This window comes from Streptomyces sp. NBC_01450 (genome assembly GCF_036227505.1).
GTDB lineage: Bacteria > Actinomycetota > Actinomycetes > Streptomycetales > Streptomycetaceae > Streptomyces.
The window spans coordinates 603,564-625,381 of the sequence record NZ_CP109481.1; the positions used below are offsets into that span (position 1 = coordinate 603,564).

Annotated in this window: 15 protein-coding genes and 3 pseudogenes; 8 read left to right on the forward strand and 10 right to left on the reverse strand. The window is 67.9% G+C overall.

The genetic code is table 11. The annotated features are described in order from the left end of the window. Positions 1–4: 4 nt before the first annotated feature. The 3 genes from OG568_RS51155 to OG568_RS51165 form a co-directional block, all read right to left on the reverse strand. On the reverse strand, positions 5–4,600 hold the full coding sequence (locus OG568_RS51155) for a DNRLRE domain-containing protein (protein WP_329536969.1): 4,596 nt from the start codon (positions 4,598–4,600) through the stop codon (positions 5–7). 686 nt (positions 4,601–5,286) lie between these two features. Further along, positions 5,287–7,641 (reverse strand): carbohydrate-binding protein, encoded by a 2,355-nt coding sequence (locus tag OG568_RS51160; RefSeq protein ID WP_329536970.1) that lies wholly within the window; start codon positions 7,639–7,641, stop codon positions 5,287–5,289. A 529-nt stretch (positions 7,642–8,170) separates the two neighbouring features. Next, positions 8,171–8,827 carry a GntR family transcriptional regulator gene (locus OG568_RS51165; protein WP_329536971.1) on the reverse strand — a complete coding sequence of 219 codons (657 nt, stop codon included), beginning with the start codon at positions 8,825–8,827 and terminating at the stop codon, positions 8,171–8,173. Between the two features lie 141 nt (positions 8,828–8,968). On the opposite strand from OG568_RS51165, the gene OG568_RS51170 reads away from it, so the two are divergent. Genes OG568_RS51170 through OG568_RS51195 form a run of 6 tightly spaced genes read left to right on the forward strand, consistent with a single transcriptional unit; the run spans position 8,969 to position 15,862 of the window. Next, on the forward strand, positions 8,969–10,243 hold the full coding sequence (locus OG568_RS51170) for an ABC transporter substrate-binding protein (RefSeq protein WP_329536972.1): 1,275 nt from the start codon (positions 8,969–8,971) through the stop codon (positions 10,241–10,243). Continuing rightward, on the forward strand, positions 10,240–11,172 hold the full coding sequence (locus OG568_RS51175; protein ID WP_329536973.1) for a carbohydrate ABC transporter permease: 933 nt from the start codon (positions 10,240–10,242) through the stop codon (positions 11,170–11,172). The genes OG568_RS51170 and OG568_RS51175 overlap by 4 nt, the downstream gene beginning before the upstream one ends. 2 nt (positions 11,173–11,174) lie before the next feature. Beyond that, complete coding sequence (locus OG568_RS51180; protein WP_329536974.1) at positions 11,175–12,125, forward strand: carbohydrate ABC transporter permease; 951 nt, start codon at positions 11,175–11,177, stop codon at positions 12,123–12,125. 1 nt (position 12,126) lies between these two features. Next, positions 12,127–14,133 (forward strand): hypothetical protein, encoded by a 2,007-nt coding sequence (locus OG568_RS51185; RefSeq protein WP_443077927.1) that lies wholly within the window; start codon positions 12,127–12,129, stop codon positions 14,131–14,133. After that, entirely contained in the window at positions 14,133–14,942 is an 810-nt protein-coding gene (locus OG568_RS51190) for a ribonuclease activity regulator RraA (RefSeq protein ID WP_329536976.1), read from the forward strand. Before OG568_RS51185 ends, OG568_RS51190 begins: the two co-directional genes overlap by 1 nt. After that, positions 14,918–15,862, forward strand: a complete 945-nt coding sequence (locus OG568_RS51195) for an aldo/keto reductase (RefSeq protein ID WP_329536977.1) — start codon at positions 14,918–14,920, stop codon at positions 15,860–15,862. Before OG568_RS51190 ends, OG568_RS51195 begins: the two co-directional genes overlap by 25 nt. Before the next feature lie 162 nt (positions 15,863–16,024). Here the strand turns inward: OG568_RS51195 and OG568_RS51200 are convergent, their stop codons facing one another. The 7 genes and pseudogenes from OG568_RS51200 to OG568_RS51230 form a co-directional block, all read right to left on the reverse strand. Further along, positions 16,025–16,153, reverse strand: a complete 129-nt coding sequence (locus OG568_RS51200; protein ID WP_329536978.1) for a hypothetical protein — start codon at positions 16,151–16,153, stop codon at positions 16,025–16,027. 62 nt (positions 16,154–16,215) lie between these two features. Continuing rightward, a complete protein-coding gene (locus OG568_RS51205; RefSeq protein WP_329536979.1) occupies positions 16,216–17,055 on the reverse strand; it encodes an IS5 family transposase in 840 nt (279 codons plus the stop codon). 326 nt (positions 17,056–17,381) lie between these two features. Continuing rightward, positions 17,382–17,702, reverse strand: a pseudogene (locus OG568_RS51210) (transposase); the annotation flags it as partial. 414 nt (positions 17,703–18,116) lie between these two features. Continuing rightward, the gene (locus tag OG568_RS51215; protein ID WP_329536980.1) at positions 18,117–18,515 is read right to left on the reverse strand and encodes a hypothetical protein; all 399 of its coding nucleotides are present in this window, start codon (positions 18,513–18,515) and stop codon (positions 18,117–18,119) included. Beyond that, on the reverse strand, positions 18,515–18,790 hold the full coding sequence (locus OG568_RS51220; RefSeq protein WP_329536981.1) for a hypothetical protein: 276 nt from the start codon (positions 18,788–18,790) through the stop codon (positions 18,515–18,517). Before OG568_RS51220 ends, OG568_RS51215 begins: the two co-directional genes overlap by 1 nt. Before the next feature lie 205 nt (positions 18,791–18,995). Then, positions 18,996–19,436, reverse strand: a pseudogene (locus OG568_RS51225) (IS6 family transposase); the annotation flags it as partial. 162 nt (positions 19,437–19,598) lie between these two features. Further along, positions 19,599–20,054, reverse strand: coding sequence for a hypothetical protein (locus OG568_RS51230; RefSeq protein WP_329536982.1), 456 nt, complete (start codon positions 20,052–20,054; stop codon positions 19,599–19,601). 411 nt (positions 20,055–20,465) lie between these two features. On the opposite strand from OG568_RS51230, the pseudogene OG568_RS51235 reads away from it, so the two are divergent. Further along, positions 20,466–21,046 (forward strand): annotated as a pseudogene (locus OG568_RS51235) (phosphotransferase); the annotation flags it as partial. A gap of 380 nt (positions 21,047–21,426) precedes the next feature. Then, positions 21,427–21,681, forward strand: a complete 255-nt coding sequence (locus tag OG568_RS51240; RefSeq protein WP_329536983.1) for a hypothetical protein — start codon at positions 21,427–21,429, stop codon at positions 21,679–21,681. The last annotated feature ends 137 nt before the right edge of the window (positions 21,682–21,818 follow it).

Sequence of the window (21,818 nt, forward strand, 5' to 3'; positions counted from 1 at the left end):
CGTCTCACCATTTCTTGACTCCTCCGGGAAGCGCCTTCTCCGCCAGCGCGATGTCCGTGAAGATCACCTTGCACTTTCCGTCCCAGGCGTCGCTGCACTCGCCGTCGTCGGTCACGGACGCGCATCCCGAGCCCGAGATGATCCCCTTCGCGTATACGTAGCCGTTGGACTTCACGGTGTAGACGGGACCACCGGAGTCCCCGTGAAGCAGGCACTTCCCGGAGTTCTTCTCAGCCACCGTCATGTTCTCCCCGACCGTTCCGCCCGAGTATTTGACCCGTTTCTTGGTCTGGGTGACCTTCCAGCCGCACACTTCTCCGGTCCGGGCGCCTCCGGTGCAGAACTGCTCGCCCTTCTTAGATCGTGTGGTCCATCGGTTCTGGACCCGCCGCAGCTTGCTGTCGACCTTGTAGATGCGTGCGGACACGTTGTACTTGTTCTCGATGACCTTGATCAGTGACAGGTCACCCGAATAGTAGTTCTGCCCCGAGAGCTTGGTGGAACCCTTGTTGTTCGCCCAGTTGTCGACATCGACGAACCCCACGGTGACCGAGTTGTCGGTGCCGCTGTTGTCCCAGCTGTCCATGTACCCGTCGGCGTATGTACAGTGCCCGGCACTGACGATGTACGGGTTGCTCTTGTAGGTCCAGGCGAAGCCGGTAGTGCACTGGCTGAACTTGTTCGACGCGTCACCGGCTGGCCAGTGGGCCTCGTAGGCGGCTCCCCCCTTGTAGGGGTTCTTGTCGCTCCACCGGTCCGCGGTCTCCTGGAGTTCTGTGACCCCGGGATTCACCCGGACCGTAACCGTGTCGGTGCCGTACCGCTGTCCGAGGCGGTCCGCGAGCGCCGCGTCCTCGGCGGCTACCTCCACTACGACCTTGTTGGTCTCGGCATCCACCTCGGCCGTGGCGAGGGCGGAGGCACCAGGGACGTCGTCCTCGTCGAGGAGCAGGATCTCGTCGGCGACGGAGTCGAGTTCAGCCTGGCTGTGGACGACCACCTTGGTGGTCGGAACCACCGTGGCGTCGGTCGTGGTGACCGTGTCGGCCACGTCGTCCTCGGTCGTGGTGGTGCCGTCGGCGGCCTCCGCCGTGTCCTCCGTGCTGCCGTTGGCGCCGCCCTGGTCGACTGGCACATCCGTCAGGGAGATGGTCGCCGTGGCGTCGGCCTTCGCCGCGGTGTCGGTGACGGGGGCGACAATCTTGCCGGTGCCCTGGTCGAGGTAAGGCGGGGCGAGGGCATCGGGAGACACCTCAGCCCGGTCCTCGGCTGCCTCCAGGGCGTACGACTCCACGGTCGTCGGTTCGGCCAGGCTGTCGAGGTCGGTTCCCTCCTTGGTGACGTCGACCCGGTTCAGCAGGACGGCGACGGAATCCGAGGGCGCCGGCAAGTTGGTGCCCGTGAAGGTCACGCGCAACTGGAGGTCGCCGTCGTCGGCGAGGGCGCCGGTGTCCCAGGTGAGTTGCGGCGTGACGCCACCGGTGACCGCGACCGGCCAGGTGACGGCGGAGCCGTCCGAGCTCGGGGTGATGGCGGATGCGGGGATGTCGGACCAGCCGTCGGTGTTGGTGCGCCGGTACTGGAAGGTGGCACCCGTCAGGTCGGCGGGGCCGGCCGCGGTCAGGGTGACCGAGTGGCCGATCTCCTCGCCATTGAGCGGGGCAGTGAGGCCCGCGGTGCCGACGTGGAAGGTGTAGACGGTGGTGGTGGAGGTATTGCCCGCCTTGTCGGTGGCGGTGACGGTCAGCTTGTGGCTGCCGTCGCTCGCCGGGGTCAGTTCGATCGTCTTGGCCGCTGCGGAGGCGTCGACGGTGGTGGCCGTGGCGCCGTCGAGGGAGTAGGCGAACGAGGCGAGGCCCTTGTCGACGGAGGTCAGTGTGAACATCCCGGTGTCGCCCACGTCACCGGCCCAGGAGTCGTCGGGGAAGTCCGGCGAGCACACGGTGGGTGCGGCGGGCGCGGTGGTGTCGACGGTGAAGCGGTAGTGGGCCGTAGGCCCCCAGGTGCCGGCGGCGTTCACCGCGCGCACGTGCAGGTACCAGGTGCCCTCGGCGAGGGTGCCGCTGTAGCTGGCGGTGGTGCCGTCGGACGTGGAGTCCGGGACGGTGGTGGCGTCGTCGTCCACGATGTAGCTGTAACCGGCCGCGGTGGCGGAGGTCGTCCATGTGGCCTTGAAGCCGGTCGCCTTGTAGGCGGCGGCCTGGTTGGGGTGGGTGGAGGACGCGACCGTCGGCAGCAAGGCCAGAGTCGAGTCCACGGTGAAGGCGTAGTGGGCGGCGGATGCGGACCAGTTGCCGGCCTTGTCCTTGGCCCGTACGTGCAGGTACCAGGTGCCGTCGGTACTCACCGTGGTGGCGTAGGAGGCGGCGCTCTGGGTGGTGCCGCTGCTGGCGGGCAGCGTCGAGTTGTTCTGGTCGACGACCACCGCGTAGGCGGCAACGCCGGAGGTGTCGCTCGGGGCGGACCAGGTGAAGGAGGCCGTCCGGCTCGCGTACGTGGACGCGCTGAGCGGGTGCGTGGAGGAGGCCACCACCGGGACGCTCGGCGCCGTGGTGTCAACGTTGAACGGGAAGTGCTGGGTGGCCGACCACAGGCCCGCCGCGTTTCTGGCCGCCGCGTGGACGTACCAGGTGCCGTCGGCCCGGTCGGTGGCCGAGACCGCCGTAGAGGTCTGGGTCACAGTGGTGCCGGCGCTGGTGGCTGGGCTGTGGTCGATCTTCACGGCGTACCCGTCGATGCCACTGGTGTCCTCAGCACTGAGGGTGCCGGCGAAGTCGTCCGCGGCGTACCAGCCGGTGGACGAGGAGTGGCTGCTGCTGGTGATGCCGGGTGCGGCGGGCGCCGTGGGGTCGACGGTCAGGGTCCGCCAGGCCGACCAGGATTTCGACAGGTCGGTGGTGTCGTACGCCTTGGCCCGCCACTTGTATGTCCCCGCAGGCAGCGTTCCTGAGGTCCAGGTGGCCATCCGTCCGGACAGCACGTACTTGGAGGTGCCCGTGGTCTTCCGGGTCGTCAGGCCGCTGTCCCAGACTTCGAAGGTGTAGCGGAGCTGGTCGGCGTCGGGGTCCGTGGCCCTGGCCCACAGGGTGGGGGTGGCGTCAGCAGTAACGATTCCGCTGAGCGGAAGGACCTGCGCGGCCGTGCTCGGGTACGAGTTGTAGGTGACGGTCAGATGCGGCTCGGTGGCCGAGTCACCGGAGACGTAGTTCGCCGAACGGAAGCGACGCCAGGTCAGCGAGTCGGTCTCGCTCGCGCCACGCACCTGGATGCCGTAATTCGTGGACCCGTCGGCCCAAGCCTGCACGATGTCGTCGATGTCGAAGTTCATCGTGCCGGCCGGGCAATCGTCGGAGTAGCCCTTGGCCGCCGTGTTCGTGATCGCACCCGTAGTGGTGGTCGACGGCTGCTCGCCCCAGGTCACCGTCGACGACGACCAGGAGGACGTGATCCGCCGCACCTGCGTACCGGCGCCCGAGGTCGAGCAAGATGAGGACCAGTACGAGTAGAGCGCCAGATTGGTGTCGGTGATGTGCTTGCCCACGAAGTCCGAGACGTCGAACTTCAGGTACGAACGGGCCGTGGTCGAGCCCGCGTTGTAGGTGCCCGACTTCAGCTCCGCAGAGGAGATCTGTGAGTCGGTGTAGTTGGTAGCCACCCACGTGTCCGTGGTCACGGCCAAGGTGGAGGTCGGGTCCACCGTCACCGGGTAGGTCGCCGTGGCGAGGAAATCCTCGTCCGGGGTGAGGACCAGGGTCTGCGAGCCGTCGTCGGCGGTCTCGATGTCCGCGTCCACACGGGCCTGGTGCTCCGGCTCACCGGACCGCTCGTTCTTGGTGGAGTCCCACATCATCGGCGCGGGCGCCTCGGCCACCAGGTCGCCGGAGGAGTCCTTCAGCAACAGGTGCCCGGAGTCCGCCTGCGACAGGGTCAGCCCGTGCAGCTGAAGCGGGATCCGATACGACACCGGGCCGTCCGGTGCCTTGTCCAGCAGGACGTTCTGCGAGAAGCCCTGGGGAAGCGCGGTGACGGCGAGCGTCTCGCCATCGCCGAGGGCGTACGAGGCCGTGTCGCCGTCCACCGTAGGGGCGGGCAGCCGGTCCTCCCAGCCCAGGCCGAAGGTCTTGCCGTCCTCCGATACCGAGGCGAGGTCGGTGTCCCCGCCGTCGGAAACCGCGATCCGCGCGGCGGCGGTCTCAGGCGTGAGGTCGGCACCGGTGTCGGACAGTGTGGTGTCGATGTCCTCCCACACTCCGCCCTTCTTCACCCGGACCTGCGCGGCGAAAGCCTCCGCCGTAAGGGTGCCGTCGGGGTTGGCGTAGGTGGAGCTGTCCTCGGTGCGGTCCGAGAGTATCTCGATACGGCGGCTCTGCGACTGAGCCAGCATTCGGGCCGTGGCCTCGTCATCGGCCTCGGCAGGGCCGAGGTCGCGCTGCCCGGTGGCCTCCGTGGCGCTGTCGGCCGAGTACGCGGTGTCGTCGGCCGAGGCCTGCCCGAGAGCGCCGAAGGTGGTGGCGGTCAGCGCCAGTACCAGAAGGGCCGCGATGGCCGCCGGTCTGTACCGGCGCCGCTGCCCGTGCTCGTCTCTGTATCTGTGTCGCATCGGCGACTCCTCCCCTGTGGCCGACCGGAGTTGGACCAGCCGTTCGGGGAAGTGTCGCAAAAGCCCTGGTCAGCGGGGGCAGTTGACGAATCACGCATATGCGACGCATGTGGCGAGCGGCGATTCCACGCCAACATGGCTCACTTCAACAGGGCTGGACGACATGCCCAGTCCATCCGGAATGTACTCGGAGAATCACCCTTGGAATAACGTCTGCCCGAATTCCGGAAGGCTTGCGGCTGGCCCAACCGGATGCGCAGATTCGGGCGCCGAATGTGATGAATTTGTGATGATCACCCGTTGGCCTCCTGGGACATGTTTCGAACGGTGGTTCAAGGCCATGCGATGATCGTGTGCCGCCTGGGCGGCCGTCTGTGCTGGGGTCTGTCCCACGGACGGGCGGAATGTAGAGCCGCTGCAGGGGGACGGCCCGCGCACCACCGCACCGAGCCCGGCGGCGCACCGGTGCGCATCTGAGATTCCCCTGTTGTACGTCTGGACAGGAAGCGGACACCCACGCCGGATGAGCGCGGCGACCAGCTCTCGGACGGGCAGTGGCAGACGCTCGGCGCCGCCCGCAGCCTGCATCGGGGCGCGCCGTTCCTCCTCGTCGACGAGCCGACCTCCGCGCTCGATCCGCACGCGGAGATCGCCGCGTTCGAAGGGCTGTGGGCCCTTGCCGGTTCCTACTGGGGAATCATCCTGAACACGGAGAAGGAGTCGATGTTGGCGATTCCTGGGCTGGTTCCCACGGCCTTGAGGTACACGTCATGCACGCCTCTGGTCGTGGTGATGGGCACTGTCTGGCTCAGGTACGTGTCCCATGCGCCGGTGTTCTCCACGGTCACGGCCCCGATCACGGGACCGGTGGAGGAGTCGATGCGGATCTCGAACCGGCCGCCCGAGTAGGGAAGTTCACTGCCTATGTCGGCGGTGAACTGGTCGCGCCCGCTGCCGAAGTCCACGTCGTCGTACCTGGCCCAGTCACCGCCGTCGAAACTGCCCAGGACGGTGCCGGTGCCGGCGCTGTGGGTGGCGACGCCACTGCTGTCGGCGTACGACTCCGCCTGCACCTTCGTCCTCTTGGTCGCCACTCCGGCCTTCCACGTGGTCGCTCCGTACTGGTAGGCGCCTGCGCTGGGCGCCGGGTCGGTGTACCCGTCGGTGGCCGGCGGACGTACCAGTGCGTAGTTGCGGGCGGGTGATGTCGGCTCGAGGGTGAAGTCGTACTCTGCCGGGTTCGTGAACTGCGGGCCGGATGCCTGGGGGAGGTTGTCGGTCGAGGACACTCCGTCCATGGTGTCGGCGTCACCGATGTTGTTGGCCACCTCCGTGTCCGAGTACGTGCCTCCGAAAAGGCTGACGGACTTGCGGTCGGTGCCGCTGGTGTTGTTGTAGACGCGGTTGCCCGAGGTGGTGCCTCCGTTGGGATTGATCAGCACGACGCCGTAGGTGGTGCGGTTCCACGCCACGTTGTCGTACACGGTCGCGTTGTAGGTGGACAGGTCCAGGTACACGCCCGGTGCCGGTGCGCTGGCCGCGAAGAGTGCCGCGTCGTGCAGGTGGTTGTGGTGGATCTCCGTCCCCGCGAGGTCGACATGGCAGCAGATGTAGATCGCGCCGACGTCGACGACGAGGTTCCCGTAGTCCGACAGGTCGTTGTAGGCGATCTCGTTGCCCGAGGACGTGGTGCCGGCGACCTTGTTGTCGATGTTGATGTCGCTGCGGCCACTGTTGGTGACGGTGTTGTGCGTGATGGTCTGGTCGCTGCCGAGCACGTTGATCCCGGCGGCGTAGCTGCCGCGGTAGTCGACACGCGTGATGAGGTTGTTGGTCACCACGTTGCCGGAACCGGACACCAGGACCCCGTTGCCGGCGCTGTAGTCGATCCTGCTGTTGCGCAGGGTGTTCGCGGTACCCCGCAGCAGGATGCCGCTGGTGGTCTCACCAGCCGTCAGCACGTCGCACGGGTCGCTCGCCGTGACCTTGCCCGGATCGACCTTCAGGTCCAGGTAGTGGGAGACGTACCGGGCGTCGATGTCGTCCAGCACGTCGTGGGTCGACGACGCGGAGGTCTGGGCCGTGGCCGCGCGGATGCCGATGCCGACGACCGAGATGTAGGAGCGTCCCGACAGGTCGATGGCGACGTTGCGCTGCTTGGCCGCGATCACGTGCGTGGTCGGGCTGCCGCTGTCGGCCGTCCAGATGTACAGCCGGTGCGTGGCGTCGTCGTAGAACCACTGGCCGGGGTGGCTGAAGGCCTGCAGCTTTCCGGTGAGGGAGTAGAGGTTCTGCTGGTTGGGGCTGAGGCCGACGCAGGCGGGCAGTCCCGACGCCGTCACGGAGCCGACGCCGGAGCCGGTGACGGTGCCGGTCTCGCTGACGAACCAGTTGTGCGAGGTCAGCCTTGCCCCTGTCCAGTACCCGGCGGGCTGGGTCAGGGCGGAGTCGTACAGCGTGTCGGTCGTGCCCGAGTCGGCGGAGTTGTAGATCGGGCGCGTGGGGTCGGTGCCGGGGTAGGGCCACTGGGCCTCACCTAGCATGTCGCCGTCGACGAACAGCTGGTTGCCCGGAAGCTCCGGGTTCAGCGCGATGCCGGTCCGGTAGATCTTGCCCGCGGAGGCGGCCGCGGAGAAGTCCGAGCCGGCCAGCGTCGGGTCCGCGGCCTGGAGCTCGGACAGGTCCGACGCGGTCACCGCCGACCATCCGGTGACCGGATCGCTCCCGTCGATGACGACGTGCGCTCCCGGCGCGGCCCGATAGGTGATCCGGGCAGAGGCAGTTCCACTGCGGGCGGGAGTGACGGTCTCCCGGTAGGTGCCGGACGCGATCAAACAGGTATCGCCGGCGACCGCGGTCGTCGCACACTTCTGCACCGTGCGGAACGGGGACCTGGCGGTGCCGGGGTTCGTGTCGGAACCGGCCGTGCTCACGTAGCGAGTGGTGCCTGCCGTGTGGGCCGATGCCGGGGTGGAGATCAGCAGCGCGGCCATGGCCGTCGCTGCGGTGCCGAGGGTGAGCACACGACGTTTCCAGTCCATCCTGCTCCCATCGCCTATCGATTATCGCGAATCGGCGGTCACTATAGGCCGCTGCCGAGGGGGATCACGTAAGGAGCTGGAGGCAACCAACACGGGTGGGTGCCGACTGCCGCCGGAGCGGGCGGCTCCGCCCGGCCGTCCGGGTCCGCGGTGCCGACAGGCGCAAGGGGCGGCCTGGATCCGCGGTCCTGAAGTTCCTCTGCGTCCCGCAGAAGGCGTGGTGTGGTGGCTGCGCGCCCCGGAGAAGGGCGCCACCGGGATGGCCCAGGTCACGAAGTCGTTGGTCGACCCGGGCAGTCTGCGGGCGGGCACGCTGTCCGCGTCACAGGTGGCTCGGCAGTGCGACGAAGAAGCCTGCCCGAACCTCCCTGACGCCGGCCCTTGGGCCCGGGCCGGACATCCGCGTCACGGGCCGCGCCGCCGCGTCGGACCGTGTCCAGCCGGACCGTGGTGCGCTCCGAGACCGAGCCGCCGAGCCCGCCGATCGGGCGCCGGGAACGCGTCGTTGCCCCCTACGGGCAGCGGTGCCTCAGCGGCGGTCGAGGATGCCGTCGTCTCCGCGGGCGTGCGCGGCGAACTCGGCCGCGGCGCGGTCCGGGTCCGCAGACTCCAGGACGGCCAGCAGCGTGCCGTGGTGATCGGCCATCTCGCGCCAGTCACCGGTGAACAGGGGGTCCGAGACGACGCGCAATGCTCGCAGACTGGGCTCCATGAGACTCCAGATCCGTGAGAGGAAGGGATTGCCGCTCGCTTCGCACAGGACGCGATGGAACCCGATGTCCGCGTCCCTGAACGCGCCGACGTCCCCGGCGGCGGCGGCTTCCCGCATGGCCCGCACCTGCGCACCGAGTGCTTGCAGCGACTTGGCCGACGGGTGCTCGGCGACCGCCCGTGCGGCGAACTCCTCGATGATGACGCGCACGGCCCGCGCCGCGTCGGCGTCCTGCGAGGAGACATCGGCGACGAAGCTGCCGCGCCGTGGGACGTAGTCGGCGAGGCCCTCGTGCACCAGACGTTTCACCGCCTCCCGCACGGGCGCCTGACTGACGCCGAGGTCCCGGGCGATCTCCGCCTCCACCAGACGATCGCCGGCCTTGAGGTCCCCGCTGACGATCAAGCCGCGGACCCGCGCGTACACCTGGTCGGAGAGCAGTACCCGCGTCAGCGGTTCACCGATGCCCGCCATGACAGCCCCCTCTGTTTCAGACCTTGGACGTTGTCGCATTCTATCGATGATCGCGTGTGTTTGGTGAGCAGCTCTTGACAACCGCGTTACGTCGACGATCATACCGGCTATCGATAGTAGACAATCGATAGGAGGGCTCACGTGGCCCGGACAAGATCCATCGGCGCAGCGGTAGGCATCCTTCTGGGCCTGAGCCTGACGGTCGGCTGCGGGGGAGGCGGCTTCCAGGACAACTCCGGCGGCGGCCAGGACTCGGGCGACAAGGGCACCGTGCGCATGCTCGTGAACATCACGCCCAACCTGACCAAGGCCTACTGGAGGGATCTGGTCGCTCCCTTCGAGAAGAAGAACCCCGGTATCAAGGTCCAGATCGACTCGCCCTCGGCCGCGGACGGTTCCGTGGACAGCACGCTCCAGCAGCTGCTGGCCGCCGGGAATCCGCCCGACGTCGTCGAGGGCTCCCACAACGACAAGGTCATCCCGTACCTCAGAGACCTCTCGGATCTCTCCTGGGCCGCCGAAGCACCCATGTCCGACGCGCAGCGCCTGGACGGCCGGCTGTACGACGTGGCGATCGGGCAGCAGGTGCAGTCGCTGGTCTTCTACAACAAGAAGGCGTTCGCGAAGGCGGGCATCAGCAAGCCCCCTGCCACGATGCAGGAGCTCACGGCGGACATGAAGAAGCTCAAGGCGGCCGGGTACCTGCCGATGCAGACGGCCGGCGAGTGGGTCACCCAGGCACAGGTCATGATGATGTTCGCGCCCACGCTGACCACCGCGCAGCCGGACTGGTTCAAGCAGGCGGCCGACGGCAAGCGTTCCCTGAGCGCCGACCTCGGCCCGTCGATGAACCTCTACAAGTCGTGGCTGGACAAGGGATATCTCGACAAGCAGGCCCTCGGCACGAAGTACGCCGAGGGGGAGACGGACTTCCTGGCCGGCAAGGCGGCGATGTACCCCATGGGGTGCTGGTTCGTGGCCGCGGAGGCGCAGGCGAAGAAGGACTTCGAGGTGGGGGTCTTCCCCTCGCCCCTGCTGAACGAGGCCGGCACGCCCCGGCTGTCGGTCACCCCCGGGGCGAACTACCGCATCTTCAAGTCGGGCAAGCACCAGACGGCGTCGGAGAAGCTGGTCCGGTTCCTGACCACCGACCACACCGCCGTGGCCGGCCAGCTCAAGCAGGACTCCTCCTTCCGGACCGGCTACCCCTACGACCTCTCGCCGCTCGCCGACGACGTGCAGAAGCTGCTCGACTCCTCCGCCGGCCACCAGGCCATCGTCGGCGGCGGTGAGTACCAGATGCCGGCCGGGTTCGAGAACGAGCAGGACAAAGAAGTGCAGAGCCTGTACACGGGCGGTAAGCCGGTCTCCGGACTGAAGAACCTGGACAGCTGGCTGAAGGCGCAGACGAAATGACCGCTGCCTCGACGCGCCGGCCGGTGACGGCCCTGCGGGAGCTGTTCGGCACCGCTCGCGGACGGGACCGCCTGACCGGAGTGCTCATGACCGCACCCGCGGTCGTGCTCTTCGCCCTCATGATGCTCGTGCCCCTGATGCTGTCGGGCTATCTGAGCCTGACCGACTGGGACGGCTACACCGCCCATCCGGGCCTGGTGGGCCTGGCACACTACCGGACCCTTCTCACGGACCCGGAGGTGCGCCAGGCCGCCTGGATCACCGCCGTCCTGGCGGTGGTCGGCACCCTCGCGATCAACGCCATCGGACTCGCTCTCGCCCTGGCCATCTCGGCGCCGAGCCGTCTGAACACCGTACTGCGGACCCTCTTCTTCTACCCGTACGTCATCAGCGCGCTGATCATCGGCTTCCTCTGGTCGGCTCTGCTGTCGACCAACGGCGCCGTCAACACACTGCTGCGCTCCGCCGGACACGCGGGCCTGCCGTTCCTGTCCCAGCCGGGATGGGCGCTGGCCAGCCTGATCGCGGTCGTCGTCTGGTCGGGATTCGGCTTCACCCTGGTGCTGTACATCGCGGGACTGCACACGGTGCCCGAGTCCCTGCTGGAGGCTGCCCGCATCGACGGCGCCGGCCGCTTCAGGACGCTGCGCAGTGTCACCCTGCCGATGATCGCGCCCGTGGTCACCGTCAACGTCGTCCTGACGCTGGTGACGCTGTTGCGCTCCTACGACCTGGTGCTCTCGCTGACCGGCGGCGGCCCCGCGGGCACCACGCAGACCGCGGCCTACCTCATCCTCGCCCAGTCGTTCCAGAACAACGCCCTGGGGTACGGCTCCGCCCAGTCCATGATCCTGACCGTGGTGACCGGCATCGCGGCGCTGGCGATCACGTTCCTACGGCGCCGCGCCGACGAGAGAGCGGAGGCATAGCCATGGCAGCCGAACCCACCACCAGCCTGCCCCAGGCGCCCCGCGGCTTCGCGTCCGCACCGCCCGCTCCACCGCCGCAGGTCCCCGCTCCGGCGCCACGGCGTCCGCGTACGCCGGGCGTCCTGCGGCACGCGGCAGCGTGGCGGGTGCCGGTGCTCCTGGTGTGCGCGTCCGTCATGGTGATCCCGCTGTGGCTGCTGGTGGTCAACGCCTTCAAGACCGAACAGGACATCCGCGCCTCGCCGTTCAACCTGCCGCTGACCCGCCTGACCCTGGAGCCCCTGCGGAACGCTCTCGCCGATCCCGACTTCGACGTCCTGCGGGCCTACGGCATCACCCTGCTGTTCGTGGTGCTCGTCAACGCCTTGTCGCTGGCGGTGTCGGCGCCCGTGTCCTTCGTGATCGCGCGGGGCACCACCCGCTGGCACACCGCGCTGCTGCTGCTGTTCGTGGCCGGCACCTTCGTGCCGAGCCAGGTGCTGCTGATCCCCGTGGTCTACGTCCTGAAGTACCTCGGTCTGATGGGCACGATCACCGGCTTCGTCCTCTTCGAGACCGCCCTGACCCTCCCGGTGTCAGTGTTCCTGTACAGCGCCTACATCCGGACCATCCCGAAGGAGCTCGACCAGGCCGCCGCCGTGGACGGCATCGGGCGCCTGCGTACCTTTCGGCTGATCATCCTGCCGCTGATGCGGCCGATCGTGGCCACGGCGGTCATCCTGCACAGCCTCAGCGTCTGGAACGACTTCGCCAACCCCCAGATCATCCTCGGTCCCGGGAGCGGTCTATACACCGTGACCACCGGGGTGTACGCGGCGGTCGGCAAGTACTCGACCAACTATGCGGTGGTCTTCCCCAACCTGCTCCTGGCCGTGGCGCCAGCACTCGCCTTCTTCGCGATCATGCAGCGGCACATCATCAGCGGCCTGACCACCGGCGCCCTGAAGGGATGACATGCCTGCGCACGACTTGGGCCCCACAGATCCCGCGGTGACCGTTCCCGAGATCACCGCCTCCGTACCCACCGGACCACCGCCCGCCTGGGCCGTGCTGCAACGCCGCCTGTTCGACGAACTCGACGGCGCCTGGCGGACCTTCCGTGACCGCTACACCGAGCCCGACGGCCGGCTCCGCTTCCGCGGCACCATCGACGACCGCGACGGAGCGGACGACTTCTACGAGGCCTTCTTCAACTGGCCGGCCCTGTACCGGCTGGGCGGCGCCGACGACCTCCTTCCCGCGGTCAAGCTCCACTGGGAGGCAGTCACCCGGCAGCTGACGGAACTGGGCCTGTTCCACCACGAGTTCGAGCGCGGATACGACTGGTTCCACCAGGGCGAGGCGCTGCTCATGTTCTACGGGATCTGCGCCGCCGATCCCGCGGACCAGCGCTTCCGGGAGCGAGCGATCCGCTTCGCCGAGCAGTACCTTCCGCAAAGCCCGACCGGCAACTACGCCCCCCGGATCAAGGCCATCCGCGCGCCGCACAACGGCTCGGACGGCCCTCGGCCGGGCCTCGGCCCGCAGTGGGACGACCGGTTCGGCGGCGAACAGTCGACCATGCGCCCCTACGGTCTGCCCCTGCACGACGTCCCCGGCGTGGCAGAGTGGAATGACCTGGCCGACGAGGAACTCGCCGTCCGCATGGGACATCACATGCGGGACCGCCTGGGCCGGGGCGACACCGCGGTCAACCTCGCGGTCACCGCCCTGGTCGTGAACGCCTGGTTGTACGACCACGACCCGCGTCTGGCGTCCTGGGTACGGGAATATGTCGATGCATGGCGCGAAAGGTCCCACGCCGCGGGCGCCATGCCCGACAACGTCGGACTCTCCGGCACGGTGGGCGAGTACCACGACGGCAGGTGGTTCGGCGGCCACTACGGATGGACCTGGCCGCACGGGGTGCACTCGGTCGGCGCGGCCGCGCTGGTCGGTGCGATCAGCGCCGGCATCGTCGAAGGCGACGCCGACCGGCTCGACCTCGCCCGGCGTCCGTTGGACCAGGTGTGGGAGCAGCGGCGGACGGGACTGCCGTCCGACCCCGAGGCCACCCGCCGGCCCGGCTGGGCGCACACGCTCGGTCCGGGTGACGGGCCGCCGGTCAACACGCTGCCCACGCGCCTGGGACTCGACGGCTGGTTCGACCACCAGCCTGCCCAGGTGGCCTACTGGACGTGGCTGTGGTGGTTCGGGATGCGGCAGGAGGACCGCGCACGCCTGGAGGCGCTGCGCGACCACTCCGGCTACGACTGGACCGTGGTGCACGCCTTCCGGGACAAGGAGGAGGCGGGACACGAACCTCCGTGGCTCGCCTACCTCGACGGCGTCAATCCCGACTATCCCGAGCAGGCCCTGCGCATGGCCTTGGCGCAGGTAGCCCACCGGACGGCCCTCATGGCGGCGGACGAAAAGGGGGCCGATGGAAAGAGGACCCACGAAACGGGGGCCGACGACGGCCTCGACCTGCACAAGTGGCAGCGGCTCAACCCGGTGGTGACCGAGGTGCTCACCCAGCTCACCACGGGCGCACCGCAGACCCTCTACAACGGCGGCCTGCCCCTGGCCCGCGTGCGCTACGACGACCTCGACGCCGCCCGGCCGGGTCTGCCCCCGGACGTCGCCGCCCTCGTCGAACACCTGGACGCGAACGGTACGACGGTGGAGCTGGTCAACCTCGGCTCCTCGCGCACCCGGCGGCTCCGACTGCTCGCCGGCGGCTTCGGCGAACACCTGATCACCACCGTGCACTGGAACGCAGCAGGGGGCGCGTACCCGGGCGACTCCCGCGACCACCATCTGCCCGCAGGCGACGAAGTCGCCCGGTCCGCCCCCGTGCAGGACAACACCATCCACCTCACCCTTCCTCCGGGGCGCCGGATCCGGATCCGTCTGGACATGCGTCTCAACGCCCGGCAGTTCGCTCACCACACCTCCCCCACAACCTCCCGGAGACCCTGATGGCCGCCCTTCACCACGCCTCCTCCGACAACGATGACGGCCAGGACGCCCCGCCCGTTTGGGACCTGCCGGTTCACGGCGGCCCCTGGAACCGTCCCGACGACGCACTGGTCAAGAAGCTGAACCGGGTGAGTTCCGCGACCGCGTGCGCCAAACTCCACGAACTGGGCATCCGCCGCACCTACATGGACGGACCCGCCGCGCTGGAGGCCGGCACCAAGATCACCGGGCCGGCCCGCACCCTGCAGTTCATGCCCCAACGGGAGGACGTGGCAAGCGGCCTGGCCCAGGAGTACGTCGAGCGCAGCACAGCGCTGTGGGCGGTGCTCGAAGCAGTCCAGCCCGGTGACGTCCTGGTCGTGCAGGCGTACGGCAGCGTGTTCACGGGGTGCCTCGGCGACATGCTGGTGCGCTACTTCAAGCGCAAGGGCGGCGCCGGCATCGTGGTCGACGGCCGGATCCGGGACGCGCCCCGCGTACGGCAGCTCGGCGTGCCCATCTGGTGCACCGGCACGACCCCGCACTACGCGTCCCAGTCCGAGCTCTTCCCCTGGGCCTACGACGTGCCCGTAGCGGCCGGCGGTGTGCTCACCCTCCCCGGCGACCTGGTCGTGGCGGACGACGACGGCGCCGTGGTCGTTCCCGTCTCGAAGGCCGAGCAAGTCGTCGAGAGCGCCTCGGACCACGAGCAGTGGGAGGAGTTCAGCCGCATGCGGATAGACCAGGGCGCGCGGCTGTCGGACTACTACCCGCTCACCCCGGACAGCAGGGGGGAGTTCGAGCAGTGGCGAGCCGCCCGGAAGAGCTGAGGACCACCACCCCCGCGCCGTGGCCCCTTCCCCGCTTCGGACTCGGCTGCGCGCCGATCGGCGATCTGTACGGGTCCGTGGACCCGGGGACCGCCGTGGCCACCGTCCACGCCGCCATCGCAAAGGGGGCGACCCTGCTGGACACCGCTCCCAAGTACGGCGACGGGCTGTCCGAGCGACGCGTCGGGGACGCCCTGGCCTCGGTCGACCGGGAGCGCGTGCAGATCTCGACGAAGGTGGGCTGGCTCGTCGGTGAGGGGAACGGGCCGTCGCCCGCCTTCGGCCGGGACGACGTGCTGCGCAGCCTCGAGTCCAGTATGCGGCGCCTGGGCGTCGACCACTTCGACTTGGTCCACGTGCATGACCCGGACGACCATCTCGACGAGACCGCACGGCACACCCTTCCAGCACTGATCCGCCTGCGGGAAGAGGGCGTGGTGGGCGCCATCGGCGCCGGGATGAACAACCACGTGCCGCTCGCCGAACTGGTCCGGCGCACCGACCTCGACGTGGTCCTCGTGGCCGGCCGCTACACCCTGCTGGAACAGCCGGCCCTGGCCGATCTGCTGCCGTTGTGTGCAGAGCGGGGTGTCGGTGTCATCGCCGCCGGCGTCTTCAACTCCGGCCTGCTGGCCAACCCTCGACCGGACGCGCCGTACAACTACCATCCCGTGCCCGATGCCGTTCTGGAGCGGGCGCTGGCGATCCGGGACGTCTGCGTCCGGTACGGCGTGCCGCTACGTGCGGCGGCTCTGCGGTTCCCGCTCGGCCACCCGGCTGTCGTCTCCGTCCTGGTGGGCGCCGCCACTCCGGAGGAAATCGCGGACAACCTCGACCTGGCCCGGCACCCGGTTCCCACCGAGATGTGGGCGGATCTCCGGACAGCCGGGCTACTCGATCCCCTGGCACCTGTGCCCTGAGCGGAAGTAGAGGTACGGGCCGGGCGCATACGGGTCGGCGCCTTTGCAGCAGGAGCGGGTTGGCGTCGGAAAGGACCTGCGCTGCCAGGTCACCCATGTCGCGAGCTGATCGGTGACATCACCCACGAGCAACCTCCCCATCATTGCGGGCAGTTGCCCGGCTCACCACTGCGCGGGGCAGCCCGCGACATGCACGTCCTTATGGGTTTCCACCTCCACCATCACGTCCTCTGCCAGCGGTTCTTCTGGCTGCGCAGGCAGCGTCGGCTGGGGCAGGCTGGTGACGATCACGCGGCTCCTCCTGCCGGTAGTTCTCAGAGGGCATTTGATTTAGGCAGATCGCCCCGTATGCCCTAGTAGGTGCCTCGCCAGGTAGGTGTGGCCTCGTCCGTTATGCGCTTGGCGAGGTTGTCGATCGAGGCGATGTGGATCATGGCTTCGGAGCTGGCGGGGAGGGTCTCGTAGTCGCGGGCCAGGCGTCGGCGGAGCATGATCCATCCCAGACTTCGCTCGACGACCCAGCGCCTTTTGACGACGTGGAAGCCGCGGATGTCGGGGTTTCTGTTGACGACTTCGACGTCGATTCCGAGGTTGGCGCCGTGCTCGACCACGGCGTTCTTGAATCCGGTGTCGACCCAGCTCTTGGAAATGGTGGGGTAGGTCTTTTTTGCCTGGTCGAGTAGTCGTATTCCGACGGCGTTTTCCGACAGGCTTGCGGCGGTGACGGTCACGGCGAGGAGCAGGCCGAGCGTGTCTGTGATGATGCCCCTTTTCCGGCCGACGATCTTCTTTCCGGCATCCGTCCCCTGGCTGGTCAGGGGCACATTGGTGGAGGTCTTCACGCTCTGTGTGTCGATCACGGAGGCTGTCGGTTCGGGCTTGCGCCCTTCCTTGACGCGGGCCAGGCCGGTCAGGTCGTAGTTGAGTTGGGCGAGGATTCCTTCATCGCGCCAAGCGGCGTAGTAGGCGTAGACGGTGCCATGGTTCGGGAAGTCGTGCGGGAGGTATTTCCACGGGATTCCCGTGCGGCTGATGTACAGGATTGCGTTAAAGACATCGCGCAGTTCGACCTGGGCCGGCTGGCCGGTGGGTCTGCGATCGAGTCGGGCTTTCCTCCAGGCGGATAAGGTCGGTTCGATCAATGCCCATCGGGCGTCGGACAGGTCGCTGGGGTACGGCTTCCGCTGGCTCACGAAATGGCTCCCACACCAACAGCGCCACTGACGGCGTTACTTGACCAGCTGGGCGTTTCTATGACGTCCATAGAACAGACGGAATCTGGGTGCGAGACACGGAGCAAATGGGCGCCGAAGCCGGAGCCTGGAAGGCCGTGAAGCTGCACATAGGAAGCAAATCACTTCAAAAAAGACCAAGCCGCAAGAGCGACGTAGCACCGCAAGTCATACCTAAATCCCCACTCAGTGGGCATTTAGAGAAGCTCTGTGCCAGTAAGTAACTTTCGCGACCGTCATGCTTGAGGTATTCGCCTCATACGCACACCCTCGCGTTCATCGAGCTGGGGCACGTTGATGGAGGTCTTCACGCTCTGGGTGTCGATCACGGAAGCGGTCGGTTCGGGCTTGCGACCCTCTTTCACGCGGGCCAGGCCGGTCAGGTCGTGGTTGAGCTGGGCGAGGATTCCCTCGTCGCGCCGGGCTGCGTAGTAGGCGTAGACAGTGCCGTGGTTTGGGAAGTCGTGCGGGAGGTACTTCCAGGGGATTCCGGTGCGGTTGATGTAGAGGAGTGCGTTGAATACGTCCCGCAGGTCGACCTTGGCCGACTGCCCGGTGGGCCTGCGGTCGAGCCGGGCTTTTCTCCAGACCGTGAGCATCGGCTCGATTAAGGCCCATGTCCGGTGTTGCCCCGGCCCTTCTTCTTCCCGGCGGACTCCTTGAGCAAGCTGTCGCGGCGCGCCAGAACCACTATGAGCAGCAGCGATGAGTTTCCGAACGGCACAGGATGAGATTTTCGGGAATGGCACCCGCGACCCAGCGGACGAGCCACGTCAGCCCAGCGATCACAGGTGCGGCACCGAGGGCGCCGAGAAGCTCCGCACGTAGCCGAGGCGGCGACCGTGACCATCGTGATGATGACCGAGGGGCGGTGATGAGCCTGATCATCCTTGAGGCTGCGCCCTGGCAATCCCAAGCGTGGCTATGTTCACGAGAATGTCTCGCGAACATAGCCACAAGCGGGGTCTTGCCGGGAAGTCCCGGACACCGCGGCGTTCGGCCGGGAACTGTCGGGAAGGCGGCTACTGTCCAGGGTGGACGGCCTGGATACCGGTCCCCGCGTACGCCTTCGGCGTCAGGGTGAGCAGAAAACGCCCCAAAGGGAAGGCGGCTGATGGCCTGGCGGCGTGGATGGAGTGCACGGCGGCCCAGGAGTGCCCGAAGCGCAGCAGCTCGGTGGCAGTGACCGCGGCGTCGGTGTCGAACGCCTCGATCCGGATGAACCGCAGCCCCTTGATGTAGCTCAGCAGCCCGGGCCGTTCGCCGTCGCCGGCCGTCAGCGACAGCACCGGCGCATACAACGTCCCCAGCCCCCCGGACGCCTGCACATAGAACGCCGCGACCGCCTCGTTGAACGGATCCTTCGGGTCGTACAACGCCGTAGCGGCCGTGTGGTCCAGGACAACCGCAATTGCCCCCACTACGCGGCCGCCTGCGAGCCATGCTGCGCCGCGCCCAGGCTTTCCAACAGGACCCGGGCCTTCGCCTCGGCCTCCGGGCTGGGCACGCTGCCGAGAGCAGAGGCAAGCTCCGCTCGGGCCAGCTCGGCCCGCTCGGCATACTCGGCCTGAGTCGGGGTGCCCTGCGCGAGCTCTTCGACCAGGCTGCGGATGGTCTTTCCGTGCTCGGCCGCCAGCACCGCCAGCCGGTCACGCGCAGCCGCGCTCACCTTGATGCTCGTCTCATCCGTTGCCATATCCCTACTCTACCGCAGTCCTCTACTATCGGTAGAGGACTGCGGTCATTGCCCGCAAGGCGGGTATCTCGCCAGGGGCCGATGAGGGGCGCTGTCACGTTGGCCGACCGGGTGGGATGATCTTCTGGTGGTCTTGTCAACTTGGTGGGGTTCGAAGTGTGTTGGGGCTTGACGGGGCGAAGGGAGCCGTCGGCCGGTGCTGTGGTCAGGGTGCCGCGGGTACGCCTGTGATCTTGTTCCAGATCGTGAAGCGGAGGGTCATCTCGGCGCGGTGGTCGGGGGCGGTCAGAAGGGGGCGGCGGGGCCGGAAGTGTGGCGAGACGGCGCTGGACACCGAGAGGAATTTCTGGGCGCCGGCGGGTGAGCGGAAGCCCTTCATGGCGCGTTCGCGCCGGCGGGTCGGCTGGTGGGAGTTCTCCGCGCGGTTGTTCAGGTACGTGGACTGCCGGTGCTCGACGGAGCGCATCAGCTCGCGGTGGGCGACGCCGTAGCCGCGGAGCTTGTCGGTGACCAGCGCCCGCGGCACCCTGCGCTGCTTCTTCATCAGCTTGGCCATGAACCGCCTGGCGGCCTTGGCGTCGCGCCTGCTCTGGACAAGGACGTCCAGCACGTTGCCGTCCTGGTCGACCGCGCGCCACGGGTACCGAGCCAGCCGTTGCCGCGGGCTTCGCGGATGCGTTCGCGGAGGTTCTGGATGATCTCGATGAGACGGGGTCGCTGTCGGGGGTCCAGATGGAGGACCGGGCAACGGATACAAGCTTCTCTGAACTACTCAAGTTGGTGGGGTTCTGGACAGGCTGGATCAATCTCAAGAGATGACCTCCACGGAATCCGGCCTGGGGAACGGCATCATTTCCCAACCCAGCGGCCAGCCTTCTCCACGTTGCTCCGACGCCTCGACCTCCAGACGCCGGGGAACCCGCCAGATCCACCATTCGGCGTCGTCCTCAGCATGCCCGGGCCACGGAATCGTGGCGCGGCGATACCGCTCGTCGATGCCGTCAAGCTCCAGCCGTCTGATCTCCTGGACGCGTGCTGGGAGCATCGGCCAGATCTTCGCCAGGACGCCGCGGCACCAGATGTCGTTGCTGAGCTCGGGAGCGCACCACGAGTAGCCCTCCTCCACCTCGTCGGTCATGTCCTTCCAACGATCGAACAGCGCATTGAGGGTGACCCGTTGTCCGCCTGCCCAAGTGGGTGCGACCGCGGTGACGGCGGCCTGCACTGCGTCGTACTCCTCTGCGCTTGGCGCGAGGCTGTCCATGGGCTCGTCCGCTCGATCCATGCAGCGACTATCGCCTGGTGGTAACGCTGTCTGCCACTGGCTTTCCCCTATGCCGCCCGACGGCGACCGGTCAGGCCAGTCGGGCCTCCCATCGATTACCCCGCCGCTTGGTCGATGCCGGTGTCCCGATCGTGGTAGTCGTTCGGCCGGCGATCCGGCTGAGGTCGGGCATGCCGAGGTGGACGGTGCGTTCGTCGATCTGGGCGAGCTTGGCTTCGGCGCCGGCGAGGCTGACGTTGAGGCCTTCTCTGAACTTTGGGGCCGTTCCGTCCCAAAGCCTCTGATCTGTAGCTCTCTGAAACCGAATTGGTGATGCTGACAGAGGGATCACAGCGAGCGTCCCGGAGAGCGAGAGCCGCTCGGCCTGCCGCCTCAGTACCGTGACTTCGCATGACCGACGCCGAGATCGAGATCACCGCAGACCTGGTCCGCGACCTGCTGCAGGAGCAACATCCAGACCTTGCAGGGCTGGCCATCCGGGAGGTGGCGGGCGTCTGGGGCAACCAAATGTGGCGCCTCGGGGACGAGTTGGCTGTGCGCATGCAGAGCATGGACCCCACTCCGGAGCTCCAGCTGAAGGGGCGGCGGTGGCTACCGGTGCTGGCCCCGCGCTTGCCGCTCCCGGTGCGGTTCGGCGAAGCGTCCGAGCGCTTCCTCAAGCACTGGATCGTGATGACGTGGGTTCCCGGCGAGCCGCTGGACCACGGCGCGATCAGCCGCGGCCCACGCGGCCGACACGCTGGCGGTCTTCCTCCCGGCGCTCCATGTGGAGGCTCCCGCCGAGGCGCCGATCTCTACGGACTTCGGTGCCCATCCCAAGAACTGCACGGACGGCTTCGAGAGCTTCTTCCAGGCCATTGGCCCCAACGACATCGCTGCCGACGTCCGGGCCGTCTGGGACGACGCCGTTGCGGCCCAGGCGTGGGAGGGCCCGCCGGTGTGGGTGCACGGCGACCTCCATCCCCCGAACGAGCTTCTCCTCTGCTCCGGTGAGGCTGACCTGGAGTCCCTCGACTTCACCCAGCCAGCCTTCGCGTTCGGCTTCGGCAATGCGGGCGATGAGGTTGTCGCGGATGTCGACGAGCCGTGTCCGTTGGGCCGGATCCGGTCGGAGGAGCGCTCGTCTGACACAAGCTTCTCTGAACTAGCGATCGCTACTCGAGGCTCTGTGTAAACCGCCGGCAGCTGGATCCTCGCCGGGTGTCGGCGTACAAGTGAACGTGGCTCTGGCAAGATTTTCGTAGCCGGAGATCATCTCGACGCGGCGGTCGGTCTGCCCGCGTAGCGGCGGCGTATGTGGGCGATCAGTATGACTCGGTGGCGCAGGAGCGGGACGCCGGCGCGCCCTCCCATGATGCGTTTCTGGAGCTTCACGTCGGTGATACGGCCTTCGTTGACCCCCGAGTTGGGGGGTGATGATTCCCTGGGTGACCGCCTGCTGGTCTTCACGCAGAGCTGTGGCGATACCGGCGAGCGGAGCCAGTCCACTGACGCTGAGTTTGTCGAGCCGGTGCGGCAAGGGTGCCGTGTCACGGGCATCGAGCATGGTGGCGAACTGGCGGACAAGGTCATGGGTGCGGCGGAGTTCCGGGCAGTGCTCGAGTAACCGCTGCAGACGTTGCGCAGTGTGCGGGCCGTGCCGGTTGGGAGCGGTGATGGTCCACCGGGCGGCTTCGCGCGGGGAGGGTGGTCGCTCGCGTGGCTCGTCCAGGGGCAGGCCGCGTCGAGATGATCTCCGGCTAC